Source organism: Halobacillus sp. AWM4_238 (assembly GCF_056158265.1).
Window position 1 is genome coordinate 2,365,071 of the sequence record NZ_JBSWSY010000002.1, and the last position, 18,879, is coordinate 2,383,949.

The following is an 18,879-nucleotide window of genomic DNA, read 5'->3' on the forward strand; positions in this document are numbered from 1 at the left end:
TCATATATTAAAAGAAGGATGGATGCATTTATGAACAAAAAGTACCTCCTGTTCTTATTGGCAGGTGTATTTATTGCTATCGGAATTACAGCTTTTACATGGAACGCCGCGCAAGCCGATACCATTGAAGAAATCTATGAAGAAGCTAAAGAAGCCTACGAGGAAGAAAAGTATGAGGAAAGCATTGATCTCTATCGCGAAGTGCTATCCTTGGATAAATCACATAAGGAAGCACGTCTGGAATTAGCACAATCCTACATAGCAATAGAAGACTATAACTCTGCGATTAAAATCCTTAACGAAGGTGTCTATGAGATCCCAGAAGAAGGAGAGTTCTATACTTTATTGTCGAAAGTCTATCTTAACCAACAAAAAGTAGAACAAGCGTATGAAATACTGGATAAAGGAATGCGATACAGCGGAAAAGAATCTGTGAAAACAGCTATGAGCGAGCTGAATGCCAGTATTTACGTAGAGACAAGCCGACAGCTGGTCCAAAAAGGCTTTGAACGGCAAATCGCTTTAGTATGGGAAGATACTGCAGGAACAAAACACCCCTTAAAAGCAGAATGGACAATCGATGACTCATCCATCGGTACGCTCTCCCCTGTAGAGAAAGAAGAGAACCTACTGATGTTCGCTGCAGAAAAAACAGGGCAGACAACCATTTATGTGTCATGGTCCTCCTATGAAGAAACCGTTGAATTTAAAGTAGACGAGCAAGTTTTGGATCAAGTAAAAATTGACCCAGAGGAAATTGAAAACATCGATGTTGAAGGTACGATCATCCTCTCCTACACAGGATTGGATGAGGCGGGAGAAGTAATGGATTTCAAACCTGTTTGGTCATCCTCCAACCAGTTGTTTTCCATAGCAGAAAAAGAAGACAATGTCATTGAATTAACAGGTGAAGAAAATGGAATAGACAGCTTAAGGCTTCTATACTTAGATTATAAAGAAACTTTTCCTATTACCATCGGAGAAGAAACCGATGAAGAAGAAAGATCCTTCCAACCAGAAACAATCGGTAATGGATCCGTAACCGTTTTCCCAACCAAGGATCGGTATAAAACTGGAGATGAGATTTCTATTGAAGCTTTCCCTGATGAAGGATGGGAGTTTACTGGTTGGGCTGGGGATTTTGAAGGAAACACCAATCCTTTACACCTCACTGTAGAAGATAAAATGAACGTGGTTGCCTACTTTGAACCAATGGATCACCGTCTATCCTTATCGATCAAAGGGGAAGGCCGGATCATTAGAGACTCCTTAGCCTCCACCTATAATGACGGTGAAACTATCTCCCTACGAGCAAGGGCAAAAGACGGTTGGGAATTTGTTCAATGGGAAGGAGACATAACCGACACAGAGCGTGACATCATTCTTGAAATGAATTCTGACAAATCTGTTCGAGCGGTTTTCGAGGAAATCAACGATGAAGATACGGATTCAAATACATCCGATGAGGACGCACCACCGGCCACTGAGCCTGAGCCAACACCGGATCCTGAACCTAAACCAGAACCGGAGCCAACGTACTATAACTTATCCGTCGGTGTGAATGGAAATGGGAATGTCAGTAAGGATCCTTCTCGTTCTCAATTTAAAGAAGGAACGGAAGTGCAGTTGACCGCACAGCCGAATGAAGGCTGGATATTTACTGGATGGAGTGGAAGTTCTTCCTCTTCAAGTTCATCCATTACAGTGACCATGAATGGAAACAAAAACATCGAGGCGAATTTCGAGAAAAAGCCTGAACCTAAAACCTATACGCTTTCCACTTCCGTTCAGGGAGAAGGGAGCATCATTCCTTCTAAAACTACTGCAAAAGCCGGTGAAACCATCACAATAGAAGCATTCCCTGCAGAAGGATGGCAATTTGCCGGGTGGAGTGGCGACATACAAAATAATAACCGGATCACTTCTCTAAATATGAATGGAAACAAACAAGTCACGGCTATATTTGAGAAAATCTCTGAGTAACAGAAAAGAGCGGGCAAATATGCCCGCTCTTTCTATTTAGTCTTCTTCTAGTACATCCGCAATTCTCTTACTCGCCAAACCATCTCCATAAGGGTTACTGGCCTGACTCATAGCTTTATACGCTTCTTCATCTTCTAAAAGGAGTTTGAAGTTCTTATAAATATTCTCTTCATTCGTTCCCACGAGTTTCAACGTACCTGCAGCCACCCCTTCCGGGCGCTCCGTCGTATCTCTCATCACGAGTACAGGTTTACCGAGACTCGGTGCTTCCTCCTGGATGCCCCCACTATCTGTCAAAATCATATAGGATCTTGAAAGGAAGTTATGAAAATCCAATACTTCCAATGGCTCGATAATTCTTACACGATCATGGTTCCCAAGAATATCATTAGCCGCTTCCCTAACCACAGGATTCATATGGATAGGATAGATAACTTTAATGTCTTCATTTTCATCCACAATTCGTTTAATGGCCTTGAACATATTTCTCATCGGTTCTCCAAGGTTTTCCCGTCGATGAGCCGTAATCATAATCAAACGGCTATCAGAAGCCCATGAGATTTGTTCATGCTCATAATCATCTCTGACTGTTGTCTTTAGAGCATCAATCGCTGTATTCCCCGTTACAAAAATACTTTCCTGATCCTTTTTCTCATCCAAAAGGTTCTCTTTAGACATTTCAGTCGGTGCGAAGTTATATTTTGCAACCAAGCCAACAGCCTGTCTGTTAAACTCTTCAGGATATGGAGAATAAATATCATACGTTCTCAATCCAGCTTCTACATGCCCAACAGGGATTTGTAGATAGAAGCATGCTAGTGACGTTACGAAAGTTGTAGAAGTATCTCCATGCACTAACACAACATCTGGTTTTACTTCCTCGAGGACGGCTTTCATCTTATCCAGAATGTTGGTAGTTACATCAAACAATGTCTGCTTATCTTTCATAATGGATAAGTTGTAATCAGGCTCTACTTCGAATGCATCCAATACTTGCTGCAGCATTTCTTTATGCTGTCCCGTGACACATACAGTTGTTTCTAGATTTTTTCTGGTTTCTAATTCTTTTACTAATGGACACATTTTAATGGCTTCTGGCCTTGTGCCAAATACGATCATGACTTTTTTCAATTCGTACCCCTACTTTTATATATTTTGTTTACTATACTCATTTTCTATATATTATTAAAATAACTACTATATTTATCAATATCTTCGCTTATTACTTTAGCGGGTACACCTGCGACAACACAGCCATTAGGAATCTCTTTTGTAACTACAGAATTCGCACCTATAATTACGTTATCGCCAATCTTCCCTCCTAAAAGCTTCGAACCGGGACCAATCCACACATTATTTCCAATCACAGGTCTTTCCCCTTTAGATCCTATGGTTACGTTTTGAGAAATCTTAACATTATTACCAATGATGCTTTTCCCATTGATCACCATACCAATACCGCCATATCCGAAAGATACGTTTTCACCCATCTCGACTGTGTATGGTACGACTGAATTGTATTTAAATTGACTAAAACTCTGAATGAATTTAGCTCCTTTTAATAACCCATTCAAATAGCACTCTCTTGAAAGCTGATATAATTGAAATAAAGACAAAGCATTCAGCGTTTTGGTCACCAAGTCATCACCTAGAAAATTGCTTTGAAAGAAATCGACATCCCATCCATCAAACAGCCTTTGATTTTTATTGTCTTCAAAGAAAGAGTCCACAACCACTAGTGAAAAGTTATCCATTTCATATAGTTTATTAATATGAAGAATGGGCTGTCCAAAAAACAGATCATCTACCTTCTCTTCATCATTACTGACGAACCCTTTTATTTCATGATTTTTTTGTAAAATCATTTTTACAGCTGCTGACATTTTTGATACTCCATAGATAAATACCGAATCCTTTTGACTTCTTGGTGATTCCCTAAAGCCTGTAAATTTAATTCTCTCAGAGTTCTCAGCCAATCTACTTCCACTTTTGTCTTTAGCGTACACACGCACAAAGTAATTCCCAGGTTCCTCTAAATGAAAGGTGTGTACCCCTTCTTTTTGATAAGAAGTTTTTTCAAGTATTTCATTACCTTTATATAAATAAAAAGCAAAAGAAAGTTCTTTATTGTCGCACTTAACTTCCACTCGTAATTGAAAATAATTTATTATAGATACTTTTATATCATCAGCGAACATGACTAAACACTTCCTACTTAACTTAATAATCTCTACAAAGTTTATGTTTATAGAAGAGAGGAATGTTAAGAAATTTATTTATTCAGCTCAAACGTAAGAGTAGCATCTTTTCTATCTACCGTAACCAAATAATCTTTTAGTTTCATTTGATACATCTGTTCGTCACTTGAAACTATGAAAGACTCTGATTTAATTTCCTCTATCATAGGATGGGAAACGTCTATATCATGCACTTGAATACCATCAGCTATATTTTCTTCATTTAGTAAGAACGAAACTTTATCCGATTCATAGACAAGTGTGGTCTTTCCATCAGCATCGACCTTCTCATCACTCATACCATTTAAACTTGAGGATATCTCATTATAATCGGCATTAAGAAAGGCAAAGAAGTATTCGTATGACTGTTTAAAAATCTCTGGAAATACTGTAGAAATATCAAAGATTTTCATATCACTTTGTTTTTTCAATGTATTAACGTCGATGTAGTCTCCTGAAATATAGAATTCCTTTTCATTCAGTTCAATCGTATATAGATTATTAATGCTGCGCTTTACGTAAACTCTTTCTGAAAACTCGAGTGTAGTGTATTGATCTTTTGTAGCTTTGTCCTTATAGACCGGTGCATTTCTACCAATAATAAATCCATCTTTATTCCATGTTTTCGTTTGCTGACTGTCACCTTTAGGTTCTTCTATATCTGTTACCACATGTTCTTCTGCTTTCCCTTTGACGTTAAGAAAATCAATCCTATCAGTAAGGGCACTCACTGGGTTGTTGACAAACATAAGAAGAGCGCTGAAAAGAACACAAAGAGTTAAAAGAGTCAATTGAAAATAAAAGGTTGTATTCTTTCCATCTATATTGTTCAAAAAATTTCTCTTGCCTGTTTTATAGATGTTGGTTTGTGTACTCAACATGGAAGATTTATAGTCTTTCTTTTCTTTAGGAGACATCTTATTAAAACGTCTGATGAATAAACTATATTCTCTCCCGGTTTTTTCCTTCTCGTCGAACATTTCAATTTGACCGAAATGCATCCAAATAATTCGATCGGAAATAGACTTGACTTCTTTTAGGGAATGGCTAATAAAAAAGATCGTTTTCCCGCGTTTCTTAAACTCATTAAACTTATCCACACATTTTTGGTGAAATGTAGAATCACCAACAGAAAGTGCTTCATCTATAATCAGCACATCCGGATCAATATGGACTGATATAGCAAAACCTAAGCGGGATTTCATCCCGCTTGAATAGTTTTTTATAGGCTGATTAATAAAATCTCCAATATCCGCAAATTCAATGATGTCAGGTGTGATTTTTTCAATTTGCTTTTTATCCATCCCATGCATCAAACACTTAAGTTCAATATTTTCCAAGCCGGAAAGGCTATTATTGAGCCCTGCAGATATAGCTACTAATGTGGTTTCTCCATTAATCTCAACTTTCCCGGATGACGGTTGAGTTACTTGAGATAGCAGGTTTGATAAGGTTGATTTTCCAGAGCCATTAATTCCTATGATACCGATCGTTTCACCTTGATAAACTTCAAAGGATATATCTGATAAAGCTGCAAAGCTTTTTTTTCTTTCTTAAAAGAGAGTACTTCTAACAGTTGATCTGATTTCTTTTTAAAAAGACTAAATTCCTTTGAAACATTCGTAAATTTAACCACTGGCTTCATAACAACAAGCCTCCATGCTATAAGTAATCAACAAACTTATCTTTAAAGTTTTCATAAATAACGGCACCAACAAAAAGAAACAGTATAGTAATAGACCAAAAATACAACATGTATCTCCAGTCCTCAAAAAACCACTGCCCTCCCAGGAAGGAGTTTCTGAATCCCTCAATGATATAAGCAAAAGGATTCAGTTTAATAAGTGTTTGAAAGCGATCTGGTATATTATCAACACTCCAAAATATAGGAGTTAAGAAGAAAAGCATTCTCATAAAGGATTGCAGGATTAATTGATAATCTCTAATAATCGTCGCAATTGTTGACGATAACAATGTAAATGCATATAAAAATGCAAAAAGACATAGGAGATAGTATGGGAATTGAAGAAGGAATAACCCCGCATTGATTTCATATACAAACAATATGACGATAAGGACCACTAACATAAACAAGAAATTAACCATATTAGCTAATATCGTAATTGAAGGTAACACACTAACTGGAAAATTCATTTTTGAAACTAAGTTCACTTTACCATATACACTATTCGATCCTTGTACAATTGCAGGGCTGATAAAAAACCATGGAATCAGCCCTAATAGCAAATATACAATAAATGGCGCGCCTTCTATTGCATTTCCTTGGCGTAACCCAACCCCAAATACGAACCAATATACTCCTACTTGTATAAGGGGGTTTAAAAACTGCCAGGAAATACCTAAGTAGTGCATTTGATACTTGCCTTTTATATCATAAAGAGCAAGCCTGAATATTAAAGGAAGGTTTAAAAATTGTTCCTTAAATACCTTCAGAATTGGGGTCATGCCAAAACAAGATCTTTCTTATTGAATTGATATAAGTTTCCGAAGTTGATATATTTTCCGTTTTCAGGAATATTATTTACGATGTTCTTAGTATCAAAAACCTGAGTATTCTTCATTTTAGCTAATAAATCCCAGTCTAGTTGCTTGAATTCGTTATGATCTGTTAATACCAACACTAGGTCTGAATCTTCCACAGCTGTTGCCATATCTTTTTCAACAAAATCTTGATCTACATGTGGATCAAAGGCTCTTACTTCAAAATTACTTTGTTCTTTTAGCATCTCGTAAATTTCCATTGCAGGGCTTTCTCGGATATCATCAACATTTCCCTTATAAGCTAAGCCGAAGACAGTTACAGTCGTGCCACTAACTTTTTTCATCAGTTTATGGACATTTCCGACAACAAATTCTGGCATACCTACGTTAATAGAACGAGCCTTTTCAATCAATTTAGCTTTTTGAGGCGCTTTGGAAACTATGAAATATGGGTCTACAGCCAAACAGTGTCCACCCACACCAGGTCCCGGAGTATGCAGATTAACACGAGGGTGTTTATTGGCCATGGAAATAACTTCTAAAGCATTGATCTCAAGCTCATCACAAACCTGTGTCAGTTCATTCGCTAGTGCGATGTTCACATCTCTATATGTGTTTTCCATCAATTTAGACATCTCTGCTGTTTTCGCTTGAGTCTTAATAATTTCTCCTTCGACAAAAGTTTCATAAACTTCTGCCCCTTTTTCCGTACATTCAGGAGTAATTCCACCAACAATTCGATTGTTGTAGATAAGTTCATGCATAATTTGACCAGGCAACACACGTTCTGGACAATGCACAAGGTAGATATCTTTACCAATGATGAAACCAGCTTCTTCAATAAGTGGTTTCACGTGATCATCCATTGTTCTTGGAGCAATTGTAGATTCTACAATGACTACATTTCCTTTATCCAAGTAGGGAATAGTATTTTTTACTGCAGTTTTCACATAAGTTAAATCACAAGATTTGTGTTCATCTTCATTATTCGGAGTAGGAACGGCAATAATAAATGCATCAGATTTTTCCGGTGTGAAAGAAGCTTTAAATTTGCCTTGATCTACAACTTCAGTCAGAGCCTCTTGCAATCCTGGTTCTTCAATGTGTATTTGACCTTTGTTTAGAGAATCCACTACAGTAGGATTCACATCCACACCTACGACTTCTACACCGTATTTTGCAAACATTACGGAGGTTGGTAATCCAATATATCCTAAGCCAATTGTTGTAATTTTCATAAGTAACTCCCTTTCCCTAATTCAGTTGAATCTCTTTTGTGTTTTTAGCTGTCTTTAATCCCCGAGACTTTACATATACCCTTACTTTAAAAGACCCTTGTCCTTCAACTATGTAATCGAAGGTGCTACGTTCTTTCTTATAAGGTTGTTTATTAATAACTTCTCCATCTTTATATACATAGTAAGCATATTGAAGGTTTTCACCTTCGGCATCACAACTTACTTTTAATTGGTTACCGTTGATCCCTTTAATCTGAACCTTATTAATCTTAGGTTTTATATTCTTTTGATTATTGAATTCAGCAAGTTTATAACTTTCAAGGATATCCAGTAATTTATCTTGGTTACTTGTTGAAGTAGAAGTCATTACCTCCACCGTATATGAATTTTTCTTCAGTTCCTGGTGAAGATTGGAATTTACATAATCATTGTTTTCATTAGTAATAATATTTATTAATGGTGCCACACTAGTAGCATTATTGATATTGTAGTTATCTTCTAAATTGGTTATCTCCGCGATAACCTTTCCATGGAAATACTTCATCCCAAAAGAGAGAGCCTGAGATCCGCTGCCATCCAATCCTACTGTAGTGACGTTACTATTCAAAATATTTAATTTCGACATTTTGTAGGATAATAAAGAGTTTATATAACTTTCAGTTTTATAGTCCATCTTATTAGACGAGGAATTATATTTTCCAAAGTCACCTAAAAAATAGATTTTGTTACAGTTGACCAGGTCAAAAGCATTCATGTAACTTGCTTCAACGTTATTCTCCTGGCTGTCTTGGAACAAAACTAATAACTGATCATTTAATTCACTTTTCTTTGCTGGTTCGAAATAGTATTTAATTGTTTCATGCGGAGAATCTACTGGAGTTTCAACAGGTTCAAAAGATTTTGAGTGGTCCATCTTGAAATCATTCAGCCTGAACTCTGTTTGATATTCTATACGATCTCCTTGAATCGTAACTTCTAAGCATGTTGCAGGAGCTTTGTGCTCCATTTTTGCAAATTTCCATCCTTGAACTTCCGGCTTTTCCTGTCCATGGACTTTGTTTATTGTTAACGAAGATTCAGATGTGAATTCAATTTCACAAACTTTCTCATTCTTTCTAAATAGCTCGACAACGTTATTTTGCACAGTAGCCTCAATGTCTGTTGCTAAGTGCCATAAAAACTTGTATTCATGTTGTGATTGAGACTTCACCGTATCATGAACCTTTACATTCTGGGAGGATTTATTGTAAGTGACTTCTCTGTGGTGTGTTACACCACTGAACCTCTCATTTAGCCCACGGGCTTTGGATGCACTTTCATTTATTTCATAACTTGTTAATCTGACTTTATCATAATGACCATCAGTCCTAGGCAATCCTTTTTTATCTACCATTAAAGTGTTGTGAGCACGAGATGAATAGGCATATTTCGTGAAAGGGTCCTGATAGTTGTAACCATTAGGACCAGCTTCAGAAATGATTTCACCATCAGAATAGATTAACACATTCAAGTCATCACTATGCTTATGATAGTCAGCATGATAGGCAGCGGAAAAAAGTACATAAGTCCCCTTCTCCTTTAATCTCCAATCATTCCTAAAAATCGCATATCCAGACTCTTGAAAAACTTTATCAGCTATTTTAGGAGCCCTTCCCTCTTTTCCACCAGAAATGGAATACTTATATTCTGGTGAGCTATACAATGAACGGTAACTTCCACTGATCAGAGGTTTCGGTTCTGTATCACATAAAGGGGGGAAGTATCCATTGGGATAGACGATATACTTAGAGAAGTCCTCCGTTTGGTTGAATATTGAGGTAAACCTTTCACACATTTCCGGCTCTACTTCTCTTAACCATTTTATTAAACGTTTAATATAGGAAGAGACCAGCATATGGTAAGAAGGAGAGTGTTCTTTATGAACACCTTCTACTGTGTACACTGACCTGAAGTAATTATCCAATCGCATAATTGACAACTCTTTATATACCAAACATTCTTCGGGACTTTCATATTCAAAGTATAGAGAAAACAATAGCAAGGATATGTCTTGAAACATTCCGTGGTTTGTATTTGTAGAATGGAAGCTGTCCTCGCTTAATAACTTAGCTGTACTCCACATTCGACTCTTCAATATATCTTTTTCACTATCTTCCATTTTATCTCCAGCATAAATAAATAACTTAAGCCAATGTTGGAGTCTCAACGCTGTTGTCTCATCGTGATAAGCCATGGTCTCACTATGAGTCTCATAATTATGTTTTTGTATCCAATCTGCCACTAGCTTACGGGCTTTGTTTAGGTATTTCTCATCAGAAGTATGATCATAGCCAGCCAGTAAACACCCTAAAAAAGTATGGCCGTGGATAAGTCGTTCAAAACTACGAGAACGACGATCCTGCCAGTCGACCAATTCATTGTATTTAACCACTCCAAACGGAGGTATCGCATATGCATTTCGTTGAACAATGTCATCAGCAGTTTTTAGGGGGTCTTTATTCCTACTACCTGGCAATGCGTTCAAAATTGTATCCAAACGCTTTGCAGGCATAGAGTCAGGAATCATAAACTTCATTAAAACACTCCCCTTTCTAACATCCAAAAGTTTCCTCAAAAAGTTTCAACACCTACACAGATGTAATAAGTTTTTCCCATTGGTTAGTTATTTGCTCTATACTGAATTTTTCTTTTACATAATTTTTAGCATGAAGACGTAGTTCTTTGTCAGATTTCAAAGCATTGATCCGCTGTATTTCTTTAACGGTATCCTCTGTATTATCAAATATATACTCTTTCGGATATATGGTTTCACTTCCATCCCAGTTCAGTACCAGCGGATGCGCCCCGGAAGCCATTCCTTCACTCGGAGACAAGTGGAAGCTTTCAAAGTCACTGGTAGATAAAATAAAACTTATCTTAGTGAACCATTCAGGGATATCGTTACCGAAGCCACCGAATACTACCGAATCCTTCCAAGGAGCATCTTCAATCCTTTTAAACAAAGAATCGTAGTATTCTTTCTCTTCTTCATTATTTTGGATCCAAGGATATTCCATAGGATTTTTACCTTTGATAAAGAGCTTATATCTAGAATCCTTGTTCCATAATTCCTCCAAGATATCTACAGCTTTGTCCAGCCGCTTACGTTTGGGGGTCATACCGATAAACCCTAAATTAAATTTCGATTCTTCTTTTTTCTCATTATCAAAACTTTGCGTATCCACTATATTGTAAATCATCGTCATCTTATTTCGAGGAAGCTTAAAGGTTCGATAAAATTCTTCATATACATATGGAGATATAGCAATGATTTGATCTATATTCTGCATATCGAATTGGTTGGGATAGTCTGTCTTAACTTCTTGCAAATGCATACGTACGATTAGTTTTTGATTAGTTTTCTTCCTCTTCGAATACCACACAGCATTGCCCAATCCCCACTCACAAACAATGACATCTGCCCATTCCAAACATTCCAAACTATGAGATTCATCATGTCCGGTATGGCTTGTCCATTGATCTATCTTTACTTCGTAATCTCTTTTCTTTTCGAAATGATTAATGATGTGAGTCGCGAATTTAAGATCATGACCTGCAAACACTATCTTTGTCATTGTTCATTCATCCTCAAATCTCAATAGTTTCTAAAGCAGCATTTCTAATATTACACTCTGCTCGATTTCCTTCACTCACATAATTGTATTTATCTGAGCTATAGAATTGCTTTCCATATTTAAAATAACCTGTTAATTGCTCTTGTGTCTTAAATTTCATTAACACATCTCGCAAGGGCTCTTTATTAAACACTTCCGTCTTCATTACAGTTCTAGCCGGGTTAAGATCAGGTACAAATCTGTATTCTTCTCCTTTATTACGCTCAACCAACTGGTTATCAGTCGCTTCAAAGTAATTGGATTTCCCAATAAAATCACTAGATGTGTACAACGTGCATAACATTAAATCAGATAAATAATATTCACCATAATAATCGTCTTTAACAAAGTAGGTTATATATGGCGAATCAATCCATTCCATAATGTTAGAGTAGTTGTGCATATAACTTCTTACAAACACTTCAATACTTTCGTTGTTATAGTTATTGAACAAATCCAAATATCCATCAAACGTGTCAACAAGTACGATAAGTTTCTTATTTTCATAGTTCTGACGCTCAAATTGAGACTTTATTTCAAAAAATTCCTGCTCAGACTCAGCATGTGCAATTACATTAACTTCTGGCAGCTGGTATTTGAAGTTCAATCCTGCATTTTGAGCGACATAAGAAAGCCTATGAGCATAAGTATGTTTGCTCAAAACTTCTCTGATGCCTACCATGGCCCTTTCTCGATAAAATTGTTCATTTTCTAACAATATTTTAAAAGCATCTTGTAATTTTGTAGTATCCTCGGACATTTCAATTAGTCCTGGAAAGATATTCTCAATCCCCTCAGCATACGTACTTATAACTGGAGTTCCACACGCAAGTCCCTCGAAGACACGTCTTGAAAACATCGTCGGCGAATGTTTGACTGTATTAACGTTAATCATTACCTTGTAGCCTTTATAAGCCTTATCAATTTCATAATACTTAAGATTCCCTTGAATATGAGCTTCAAATCGCTCAGGGAACCGATGGTTGGGCATTTTCCCTTGCTTTGTGATGTGATAATTCCGATCAAATATGTGCAGTCCATGATCAGAAGCTGAATCTAATAATCGATCCATATCAACACAACGCTCTTCATGGTGTTTATAATAAGAACCTGCGAAGCAAGCCTTGTTAATTCTTTCATCTACGATACTGATAGGGTTGTGAATACTTGGTTGTGCGGCGAATGGCAAAGCATAAACATCTTGATGTCCAGCATGTTCCATGTAATGCTCTACCATATTAGCATCTGTCGTATAAATGTGATCAAAATGCTTTGCTGTTTCAATGAAACGGTTAAAGTGGACAGGATCTTCCTTGTTCCAAAACACTGTTGGGATATTGTTTTGTTTACACCATTCTAATAGTGCTTTTAACGATTTAAAGTTTTCCTCTCCGTAATAACCGATTTTCTTGTTCCATGAGCCTCCATTACCGTTCCATGCTGATTCAACCATTAACATATCCGGCTGTTCCTTAGTCATCACTGCCAACCAGTTATCTGGAGTGAACGTGATCAGATTAGCTTCATGCTCATAAGAAGCCTTTGTGAATTCATCAAAAATAACGGCCATTTTTAAAGTTTCCAATGGTTTTGAAGGGACAAGGTTTAATTGATCCACTTCAAATTTATCAATTTCCCGGATACCTTCACCTTTATCTACAGGTTCAACTTCTTGAATTGTAAACTCTGTCAGAGAGAACGAACCGCTTCCTGAAACCCTCAATGCAACACGGAATTGCGTCACATTTTCATTGGGTTGAATCGTAGTCTTCGCATTTGCCTTCAATTGAAATACTTGTTGTTTCTCTTCATCTGAATAGCCAATCAACATGGGAATAACGGTTACCCCTTCGTCCGCTGCTACCCCAATATAAAACTCATAGTTATGGGAGTGATCAACGCTCAGAATAGGTAACTCAGGTAATTTGCTGAAACTATTGTTGTTTTCCTTATAAGAAATATAAACATTCTTTCCATCAGGAACGCTTATATCTCCTTTCAATAAGGTATCTTCATTGTATAAAGATGCTGTAGTTGGTGATGCAGGATACCATAGAGTATGGTCATTATCCAGCTTAAGTTCCTTGGTAACCTTGATTGGATATTCATCGATGTGAACTTTGAGACTTCTGAAAAATCCATCTCCAACTACACGTACAAAGAAGCGAACTGTATCTATACTCTCATCAAAAGAGATTTCTTTTACATCATTGAATAATATTTCATCGTAAATAAACTTCCGATCTCTATCATACCCAACTACAAGTAAGGAGACTTTTACGTTTCCATGAATTTCTGAAACTGGCTTAATTTTGTAAAAGTGTCTATCTAATGGAGAGATCTCCATGTATGATTCATCATCTCCAAGATACTCCAAGTAATGAAATTGCTTCCCTTTTAAATAGGATTCAAAGAATTTCTCATTAGGATAATATCGGATTCCACTCTTGGCCTCTTGCCACCCCGATAAATTCTGTGGAGTTAAGGTGAATGTATAATCACTATCAAAATTTACTACTGATTTCGGTGGAAGCTTTCTTTCTTTCCACCAATAAGCAAGACTATTGATCGTTACCTGATTAATATTGAAATATCCGAATCCTGATACTCTTATTGCTAACCGATAGGTATCAACACCAGAAGGTACAGAAATAGAATGACTTTCCCCAGCATTAATATTTAATGCCGAATGCTTTTCAGTTCCCTCATAGAAAATAACAGCTAATTTAAGGTCAATATTATCCTCTTTATCAACTAAAAATGACACAGCAAGCCTTTCACTATCCACGTTGATGCCATTTTCCACATAATTAAAATCCCCATTAGGTTCATCAAAGAGGATGTATTTCGCTTTTTTTGCAGCATGTTCCTTCAACTCGAACGTACCATCTTCATTATTGAAGGATATTTGTTCTGGGTAATACCAGTTGTTATAGACACCGAAACCTTTTACATCCCTAGAGCCCTGAAACGGAAGGTGCCACAGAGAGATACCACCAACGTCAAGAGAATCAATTGAAAATTCGCCGCTTCCTGCTACTCGTAAAGCAAAACGAAGGTCCTTTGTTTCCTTGGACAATTGAATGATTTTTTCTTCATTCAATTTCACACTATTTACGTTCACTTTGTTAAGCTCATCATACTCAATGATAAAGAATTCAACAGAGACCTCATCGTCTTTTTTTCCTTCAAAGATTATACTTAACTGATCTATATCGGCCAAATAGAAGAAAGGATTGTTCGGTTTTTTTGAAAAGTCGTTATTCGTTTCTAAATATGAAAGATAAGCATGCTTGTTTTCTTCCAAATCTACTGTCAGGCAATTTGTCTCAGGTAGGTAAGAAACGTTTTTGTCGAAACTTTTGAACCACCCAGTTCCTGATTCTAATTCCTCAAAGTAAGAAGGGACGAATGTTCTGTTTTGAATTTCTTTTTTCTTTTTTAAGATAGACTCCATTCTATCTTTAATGCTTACAACCAAGATTAATTAGCCCCTTTCGTACTAAACTTCTTTTTAACCGTCCAATACTTTCTAGTCACACGCCCTAAAGATGAATCTCGAAGGGCTCTATAGCGATTCTCTAGTTTTTCATACTTATTCTTGAGTTCCTTCATTTCTTTTAAATCTTTTTCTCTAGCTTCCAATTCTGCAAGCAATTCATTCTTCAAATAATCTATTTCCATTTGCAGGTACTTACTGTGTTTCGTATATTCATCCTGTTTTTTCATATAGAATACCTCCCATTAAAAGACGGTCATACTCCTCTGTTAAAAATCTCTTTTCATTGTCCCAATTATACAAGCCCTTTGCTCTATGAGAATTTCGTACCAATTCACTGTGAAGTTTTTCATTTGACAGTAATTTATTTACACCTTCTGCAATCGATACAGCGCTGTGTGAATCCACACAAACGCCTACCTTTTCTCCTTTAACAACTCTTTCGATTTCAGGAAAACTGCACGCTACAACCGGAATCCCGCTCATCATATATTCAAACAATTTGTTTGAAGAGGCTGAATAATGATTAAAACAAACATTATTTAACACCTGGAACCCAAGGTAAGCATTTCTTGTATAACCAGGAAGTTCAGCCAAAGGTACTTTGGGGAGAAACTTTACTCTGTCTACCAGATTCATTTCTTGAACCATCTTCTTTAGTTGAGGTTTAATCTTCCCGTCACCTATGAAGACAAGAGTACCTTCTTCAATGAGTGGCATGGCTTCTACTAATTTATCCAGACCTCGTCCAGTTTGAATGCCGCCTTGATACAAAAGGATTTTCTCGTTTTGTGGCAGGTCAAGCATTTCATGTAAAGGGGCTTTCTCCTGCGTATGTTTCGTTTCTTGTTTAAATGGGTAATTGTGTACTACATTAGGATAAAAGCCATACAAGTCTTCGTTATACTTTGCACGTGTGTGATTCTCTACAATCATGGAATTGATTCTAGAAATGAAAAACTTTTCTAACTTCCCATGATATGCACTTTCGTATCCTGTCCGACTTGTCTGGACTTCGTGAGAATCGTAAATCAACTTTTTCCTTCTTAAACGGAGCTTAGAGGAAATGTAACCTTGCGGAAGCGTATTGAGATCATTGGCATGATAAATAGAATAATCCCTCTGATAACCTCTCAAGATCATACGAAGAATAATACTACCACGGATCCACGCGACCCTTACTTTTGTCTTTAATAAAGCAAAACCTAAGATTGATAAAGCCCCAACAAGGAAAGGACTCACATACATAAGCACTAACCAGCAAATTAAAGCTAAAAACGCTAAAAGTTTATTGCTAAGAAGCATCCTGTAAGCCTTCTGCATAGCCTCTAACAATACTGGATATCTCCTCACACGAAAGACCCTGAAGTTTTCGTTCCTTTCTTCGTACATAGGAAGCGCATCATCTTTAGGGTCATGAATACATATGAGATCGACTTTATAGTTCTGCTCAGATAAAGCTGTACATTCCCGTAAAACACGGGCATCGTTTGTGAAATGATTCCAGACAAACATACAAACATTTTTGTTCATTATAGTTCAACCTTACGTAGTTTATTTGGTACTCTTTGTTCTTGTTTCTCCATGATGTCAATAAGTGAATAAATGTTCTCTTCCCATAGGAAATTACGTTTCACATATTGCTGCGCATTATTGCTCAAACGTTTCTGTAACAAAGGGTCCTCTAATAGCCTATCAATATAAGCAACCAGCTCCTCTGCCTGTTTCGACTCAGAAACAAAACCTGCTTCATTAGCCTCAATGACATCTTTAGCAAATCCATCGACAGAACCTATTATTGGGACTCCGCAAGTCATATAGTCAATGATCTTTCCTGGAAGAACTGTCTTAAATACATCTTTATCAACTAACGTAACAATCCCCACCTGATGTTCTGCAATGATTTCAAAACATTCGGCACGAGTTACCGGATGAACAAAGGTGACATTATCCAGGGATCTTGCTTTAATTTCCTCTTTTAAATGCTGACTGTGATACCCGTACCCCATAATTGTAAGTTCTACATTCCGAGATTTAAGCTTCTCAGCTAATAGGAGAAGGATTTCATTATCTTGAGCAAGACCAAGGTTCCCTGCATAAATAGCTTTAAAATTAATAGGGTTATAGGTAGGTTTCTTAAATTCATGAGTCCTCGCACCATTAGGAACGTAAGTGATTTTCTCACCTGCTCCCAGCTGTTCACTTTCGATATGATCAATGAACCCCTTGCTGTTGACAACAATTTCATCCGCTCGTTTATATAATAATTTTTCAATTCTACGGAAATATCTTATGATGAAAGGATAATTAAATACCCCGACCCCTTTTAATGAATCGGGCCACAAATCCCTTATCTCTAAGATCAACTTGCCTTTAAATCTAATTTTTGCGATCAGGCCAACAACAGCCACAAAAATGGGAGGTGAGGTGGTATAAATATAATCGTATTTCTCTCTTCTCCCTAACACAATTCCTATCATTTTTATTGCCATTTCCAAATAATAAAGGAGCCGGTTCATAAAGCTACGGGAATACTTACGGTTATGAATCTTCACTCTAGTTACATCCGCTGCCTCATTTAATTCTTGATCATCCCAGAAAGAGGAATCCTCATAAAAGTTACGATTTGGATATGTAGGGTCCGTGGTCAAAACATCAATCTCATAGCCTTCCTTTTTAAGCATAAGATATATGTTTTTCATCCTATTTCCTGCACTTCCAATTTCGGGATAAAAGTTTTGTGATATTAGCAGTATTTTTTTCGCCATATTCCCTCTTTCCATAAACATACGAAGATAGAGTCATAGATTATGTATGTTTATTGACAAAAGATTTAGAAATTCTACAATATCCTTCAAATTACCCATTCCATAAAAAAACCCAACTGTCTAAAAGAAGAAAGCAGATGGGCACATTGTATGAACAGATCCGTAAATCTATGAAAGAAATTATTACAAATATATTTCAATACTAGCCATTATAACAGTATTTAGTTCCAGTATGAAGAGTTCGAGAGAATATTTTACAATTTTTTGTTTGTTTTTGACGAAAGTTCTGTAAGTGAGTATTCAGTGAGAGAACGTGTACGACCAATTAACACCCCATCTATTATAATGAAGAAACTGGTCATAAAAAATAAAATCACAAGCCCTCTTAGGCTTGTGATTTATTTTTCTTCTTATTTCAAGCACGTTCCCCTTCCATGATCTGTTTCGAAGACGTCTCGGGAGCCTGGTTTGTGACATAAGTACCTGCAATAAAGTCATGAATCGCACGTTTGTCCTCACGCATACCGACCATAAACGCACTGACTATGAGACCAATTCCTAGAGTAATGGCATAAACAAGCGAGCCTACGACCTCTCTTAATAACATTCTTCCTAGGCCTACTTCCGACCCGTCCTTTTGCAGAATGCGGATTCCAGCCGCCCTCTTCCCAATCGTGTATCCGTACCATAGTATAGGGAGGACAACGAAATAAACCACGTTCAGAGCATCCAATGGACTATAGTTTCTGAAGAATTCCCCATAAATGAAATACGTAAGGACACTGAAGACCACGCCGAGAATGATGCCATCCAGCAACCGGGCGGCAAAGCGTGCCCAAAACCCTGCTGGTTGTTTGATGTTCATGCTTCCATCTCCTTTCGTAGTTATAAGGTATATACCACATTTTGGAATTTTTAGTCTTTTGAATGAGGGTTCAATAACAAGGAATAGAAAGCATACGTTCACTTTCTTCCTATTTAATTAAATTCATTGCAACT

13 protein-coding genes are annotated in these 18,879 nt (G+C 36.9%); 1 reads left to right on the plus strand and 12 read right to left on the minus strand.

Going from position 1 to position 18,879, the window contains the following annotated elements; genetic code table 11:
* Nucleotides 1-30 precede the first annotated feature (30 nt).
* The gene (locus ACXACN_RS11990) at nucleotides 31-1,983 is read left to right on the plus strand and encodes an InlB B-repeat-containing protein (RefSeq protein WP_474964698.1); all 1,953 of its coding nucleotides are present in this window, start codon (nucleotides 31-33) and stop codon (nucleotides 1,981-1,983) included.
* Nucleotides 1,984-2,019: 36 nt separating this feature from the next.
* Here ACXACN_RS11990 and wecB read toward each other — a convergent pair whose 3' ends face one another.
* The 12 genes from wecB to ACXACN_RS12050 all read right to left on the minus strand — a co-directional run bounded on the left by wecB (nucleotide 2,020) and on the right by ACXACN_RS12050 (nucleotide 18,745).
* Entirely contained in the window at nucleotides 2,020-3,102 is a 1,083-nt protein-coding gene (gene wecB / locus ACXACN_RS11995) for a non-hydrolyzing UDP-N-acetylglucosamine 2-epimerase (RefSeq protein ID WP_474966862.1), read from the minus strand.
* A 56-nt stretch (nucleotides 3,103-3,158) separates the two neighbouring features.
* Nucleotides 3,159-4,181: a serine O-acetyltransferase gene (locus ACXACN_RS12000; RefSeq protein WP_474964699.1), complete on the minus strand. Its 1,023-nt coding sequence runs from the start codon at nucleotides 4,179-4,181 to the stop codon at nucleotides 3,159-3,161.
* Between the two features lie 74 nt (nucleotides 4,182-4,255).
* On the minus strand, nucleotides 4,256-5,740 hold the full coding sequence (locus tag ACXACN_RS12005) for an ABC transporter ATP-binding protein (protein ID WP_474966863.1): 1,485 nt from the start codon (nucleotides 5,738-5,740) through the stop codon (nucleotides 4,256-4,258).
* Between the two features lie 142 nt (nucleotides 5,741-5,882).
* Nucleotides 5,883-6,686 (minus strand): ABC transporter permease, encoded by an 804-nt coding sequence (locus ACXACN_RS12010; protein WP_474964701.1) that lies wholly within the window; start codon nucleotides 6,684-6,686, stop codon nucleotides 5,883-5,885.
* Complete coding sequence (locus ACXACN_RS12015; RefSeq protein ID WP_474964703.1) at nucleotides 6,683-7,960, minus strand: nucleotide sugar dehydrogenase; 1,278 nt, start codon at nucleotides 7,958-7,960, stop codon at nucleotides 6,683-6,685. Before ACXACN_RS12015 ends, ACXACN_RS12010 begins: the two co-directional genes overlap by 4 nt.
* Nucleotides 7,961-7,976: 16 nt before the next feature.
* Complete coding sequence (locus ACXACN_RS12020) at nucleotides 7,977-10,535, minus strand: heparinase II/III family protein (RefSeq protein WP_474964705.1); 2,559 nt, start codon at nucleotides 10,533-10,535, stop codon at nucleotides 7,977-7,979.
* Nucleotides 10,536-10,587: 52 nt separating this feature from the next.
* Nucleotides 10,588-11,574, minus strand: coding sequence for a glycosyltransferase family 4 protein (locus ACXACN_RS12025; protein ID WP_474964707.1), 987 nt, complete (start codon nucleotides 11,572-11,574; stop codon nucleotides 10,588-10,590).
* Nucleotides 11,575-11,587: 13 nt separating this feature from the next.
* Nucleotides 11,588-15,094: a CgeB family protein gene (locus tag ACXACN_RS12030; protein WP_474964708.1), complete on the minus strand. Its 3,507-nt coding sequence runs from the start codon at nucleotides 15,092-15,094 to the stop codon at nucleotides 11,588-11,590.
* A 2-nt stretch (nucleotides 15,095-15,096) separates the two neighbouring features.
* The gene (locus tag ACXACN_RS12035) at nucleotides 15,097-15,342 is read right to left on the minus strand and encodes a hypothetical protein (protein ID WP_474964709.1); all 246 of its coding nucleotides are present in this window, start codon (nucleotides 15,340-15,342) and stop codon (nucleotides 15,097-15,099) included.
* Nucleotides 15,326-16,648: a glycosyltransferase gene (locus ACXACN_RS12040; protein ID WP_474966864.1), complete on the minus strand. Its 1,323-nt coding sequence runs from the start codon at nucleotides 16,646-16,648 to the stop codon at nucleotides 15,326-15,328. The genes ACXACN_RS12035 and ACXACN_RS12040 overlap by 17 nt, the downstream gene beginning before the upstream one ends.
* Entirely contained in the window at nucleotides 16,645-17,880 is a 1,236-nt protein-coding gene (locus ACXACN_RS12045; protein WP_474964711.1) for a glycosyltransferase family 4 protein, read from the minus strand. The genes ACXACN_RS12040 and ACXACN_RS12045 overlap by 4 nt, the downstream gene beginning before the upstream one ends.
* A 415-nt stretch (nucleotides 17,881-18,295) precedes the next feature.
* Entirely contained in the window at nucleotides 18,296-18,745 is a 450-nt protein-coding gene (locus ACXACN_RS12050) for an RDD family protein (RefSeq protein WP_474964713.1), read from the minus strand.
* Nucleotides 18,746-18,879 lie beyond the last annotated feature (134 nt).